Genomic DNA, 3,740 nt, shown 5'->3' with positions numbered 1-3,740 from the left:
GCGGCGAAAGTCTCAGAGATGCTTTCCCTCCCCCTCGACGTGGCGGTGGTCAGCAAGATAACCCTCCCCTGGAACAGCGAGTCGGGATTCGGCGCCGTCGCCGAAGACGGCACGGTGCGGCTGAACAGGGAGATGCTGCACCACATCAAGCTTCTCCCCGCTGAAGTCGAGAAGGGAGTTTCGGAGACGAAGCGGAAAGTGATGCGGAGGGCGAATTTTCTGCGGGGCTCCGGCCCGTTTCCCGACCTTCGGAAACGCCCGGTCATCCTCATCGACGATGGGCTTGCATCGGGTATCACCATGAGCGTCGCCGTCCTCTCCCTGAAGAACAGGGAAGCCGGCAGCATCCACATCGCCGTCCCCACGGGCTACGGGAAATCGGTCGAAGGTATTGCGGCAGACGTGGAGTCGCTCTACTGCGCCAACATACGGGGAGGGTTCAGTTTCGCCGTTGCCGACGCCTACGAGTTGTGGACGGACGTGCCGGAGAAAGAGGCAAGGAGGATACTCGAGAGATACCGTGATTGAGGGAATGGCAATGCGGAAATCGGAATGCGGAGAGCGGAATGAAAAAGATAGTTTCTCGTTTCTGGTTTCTTGTTTCTAGGAAAAACCAGAAACTAAAAACAAGAGACGAGAAACCGTCCTGATGGCCCGAAGGACTAGTTTCCAGTCAGCCATTTTCCGGTTCAATCCGCAAACCGTAAACTGGAAACAGAAAACCGAAAATATGGAAACGGCACCGATGTTAGGAATCGAGGGCTTCCCTGACACTCTTTAAAAGCTCACCCGGCGATACGGGCTTGGACAAAAGGCGGAACCCATCGTCAACGAGCCCTTTCTTGTAGATGATATCCGATGCGTAACCGCTCATGAAAAGAGCCTTCACCTTCGGCCGTGCGGCCCTCAGCTCGGCGAGCGCCTCTTTCCCGTTCTTCTTCGGCATGACCACATCGAGGACGAGCAGGTCGATGTTGCCCGAATTATCATTGAATTTTCTGACGGCATCCGCCCCGTCAACAGCTTCAACCACCCTGTACCCGAATTTCTCGAGCACCCCCTTGATCAGTTTCCTCACCTCCCCGTCGTCTTCTGCAACGAGGATCGTCTCCCGTCCCACGAGGGGCATTGAGTTGACCTGCTTTTCCGATACCGTCACGCCCATCTCCGTGAGCGGTAGGTACACCTTGAAGGTAGACCCCATCCCCGGTTCGCTTTCCACGTTGATATAGCCGCCGTGCTGCTTGATGATGCCGTAGACGATCGCCATGCCGAGCCCCGTGCCCCCGCCGACCTCCTTTTTCGTGAAGAAAGGCTCGAATACCTTCTCCATGGTTTCCCGGTCCATGCCGACGCCCGTGTCCGTCGCCGTGATACAGGCGTACCTGCCCGGCGTCCCGTACCCGTGAACCTTTATGAACTCGGTGTCCAGGGCCACCTGCTCCGTTTTTATCTCCAGCATACCCCCGCCGGGCATCGCATCGCGCGCGTTCGTGGCGAGGTTCACCAGCACCTGCTCCACCTGCCCGCTGTCGGCCATCACCACGAGGTCCTCCCCTGAAAACTCCGTGCGCAGCTCGACATCCTCCCCGATGAGGCGGATGAGGAGATTCCCGATACGCCTCACGATGCTGTTTACATCAACCGGCTTCGGGTTGATTATCTGCTTCCTGCTGAAGGCCAGAAGGCCCTGCGTCAGGTCGGCTGCACGCTCGGACGAAGCGAGTATGTTGGTCACATACCCCTCCAGAGGGTCGTCTTTCTTCATCTTCATCTGCAGAAAGCTCGCATATCCGATGATGGCCGTGAGGATGTTGTTGAAATCGTGGGCGACACCGCCTGCGAGCTGCCCGATCGCCTCCATCTTCTGCGCGTGCCTGAGCTGGTTTTCCAGGGCCACTTCGTGGGTAACGTCGTGCTTGACGGCCACGAACTTGACGATCTTTCCCGACTCGTCCCTTATGGGGGATATGGTCGTCTCTTCGTGGTAGATGGTGCCGTCTTTCTTCCGGTTCGTGAACCGCCCGCTCCAGACATCTCCGCGGGTAATCGTCTCCCACATGTGGGCATAGAAGGCGGCATCGTGCCTCCCGCTTTTCAGTATCCGGGGATTTTCACCGACCACCTCCCCCCGCCGATAGCCGGTCACCGCCTCGAAAGCGGGGTTCACATACTGAATCGTCCCCTCCGCATCGGTCAGGAGGATGACTTCCCCGGCCTGCTCGACGGCAGTGGCGAGGTGAAGGAGGTTTTCCTCGGCCTCCTTTCTCTTGATGAGCCCGGCCAGCGCATTGGCGACGGCCGTTAAAAATTCCTCTTCCTCCCTGTCCCGCTTGTGGTCCGCCTCCAGATATATGTTCAGCACGCCGATGACCTCGTCCGCCGACACCAGGGGCACGCAGTAGTGGCTGTGGGGGGACATACCGTTGTAGCTGAGTTCGTGGGCCCTGTCCGTGTACTCGCAGAACTGGACGACACGGCTCGATGCCGCATCCCCGCACACGCATTTCCCGAAAGACACTTTCTTGCACGCCGATAAAACCGCTTCGGGAAGCCCCCGCTGGGCCCTCATGACCAGCACTTCGGGTTCGTCCCCCACCACGAAGACGCACCCCTTCTGTGTCGGGACGATCCAGGAACAGGAGAAGATCAGGTCGAGAGTCCTCCCCAGCTGCTCCTCGAGGGAAAGGGGGAGCAGGGAAGTCTGCAGGATCTGCCGCAGGACATTCTGCGTCTCGTCGTTCCTCCTGTGCCGCTCCTCGGCGTTTTTGCTCCTGACCATTTCCCGCAGGGTTCCCACGGCCAGGATGATACCGATCCCGAAAAAGAGGATGTGGACAGCGTGGATCGCCTTCACGCTCTGCGCGATGGCCCTCTCGAAGGGTTCATAGGAAAAGGAGACGCTCATTACCCCCCCGATATCGCCCTCCTTCATGCCCTGTTTTTCGTGGCAGCCCAGGCACTCTTTTTTCATTCTCACCGGCGCAAAGTATCGAAACGTATGGTTCTGACCCGACGGGGTCAGATGGCTCTCTGTTATTTCACCCCTTTTGAACTCTCCCAGCGCTTTCGCTTCCTGGGGGTCTGCCATATTTTCAGGGTTTATGGGGTCGAGGCTTCCGAGGTGCAACGCTATCCCCCGATCCTCTTCCAGGATCTCCGAGATCAGCCTGGTCATGTAGGCGTGGTTTACCTTCGTAAGGATCATGCCGCCGGTGGCAGCCACATCCTTTGCGGGGTCACGATCCAGGTAAGGGTTCGGCTCGAATTCTCCCGTCACGGGAACGTAGACCCCCCCGTGCATGGAATTCCACGTCCTCGTCGCAAGGTGTTCATCGAGAAGCGACCGGCCCATGACGGTGGCGAGCTCCTCGTACCGCTTGTGGGCCCTGTCCAGGTTAAAGGCCAGGGACAGCACGGTTGCGACGAGAAAAAATACCGCGACGACAACCGTGTATCTTCCCGATCTGAAGAAGGATTGGATATTCAAGGGTGGCCCCGGCTGATGGAACTTACCCGATTTGCTGTGCTGACGCGTAGGCTTTCATCATTTACCTCACGTTAGTTTCATCGGTTGATTTTCCGGATTACTTTAACCGGGACAGGTGGGGTCCGTCGCGCTAACTGCTCGATCAATATAGACTTTATTGCTTCGTCCAAACGTTTCGCGCGGCGGTTCGGATTCTTTCGCTAAAGGGCAACCCCGGACACCGCGGATTATCAATGCAGTTTCTCGTTTC

2 protein-coding genes are annotated in these 3,740 nt (G+C 57.8%); one reads left to right on the top strand and one right to left on the bottom strand.

Features of this window, described 5'->3' with window-relative positions; genetic code table 11:
• On the top strand, window positions 1–528 hold a 528-nt coding region (locus GTN70_00885), incomplete at its 5' end, for a phosphoribosyltransferase (protein ID NIO15553.1).
• 220 nt (window positions 529–748) lie between these two features.
• Here the strand turns inward: GTN70_00885 and GTN70_00880 are convergent.
• Window positions 749–3,490 carry a DUF3365 domain-containing protein gene (locus tag GTN70_00880; protein ID NIO15552.1) on the bottom strand — a complete coding sequence of 914 codons (2,742 nt, stop codon included), beginning with the start codon at window positions 3,488–3,490 and terminating at the stop codon, window positions 749–751.
• Window positions 3,491–3,740 lie beyond the last annotated feature (250 nt).

The sequence above is a fragment of the Deltaproteobacteria bacterium genome (assembly GCA_011773515.1).
GTDB lineage: Bacteria > Desulfobacterota > Deferrimicrobia > J040 > J040 > WVXK01.
Note: the sequence above shows the minus strand (reverse complement) of the source record. Positions and strands in the feature narration are given on the sequence as shown.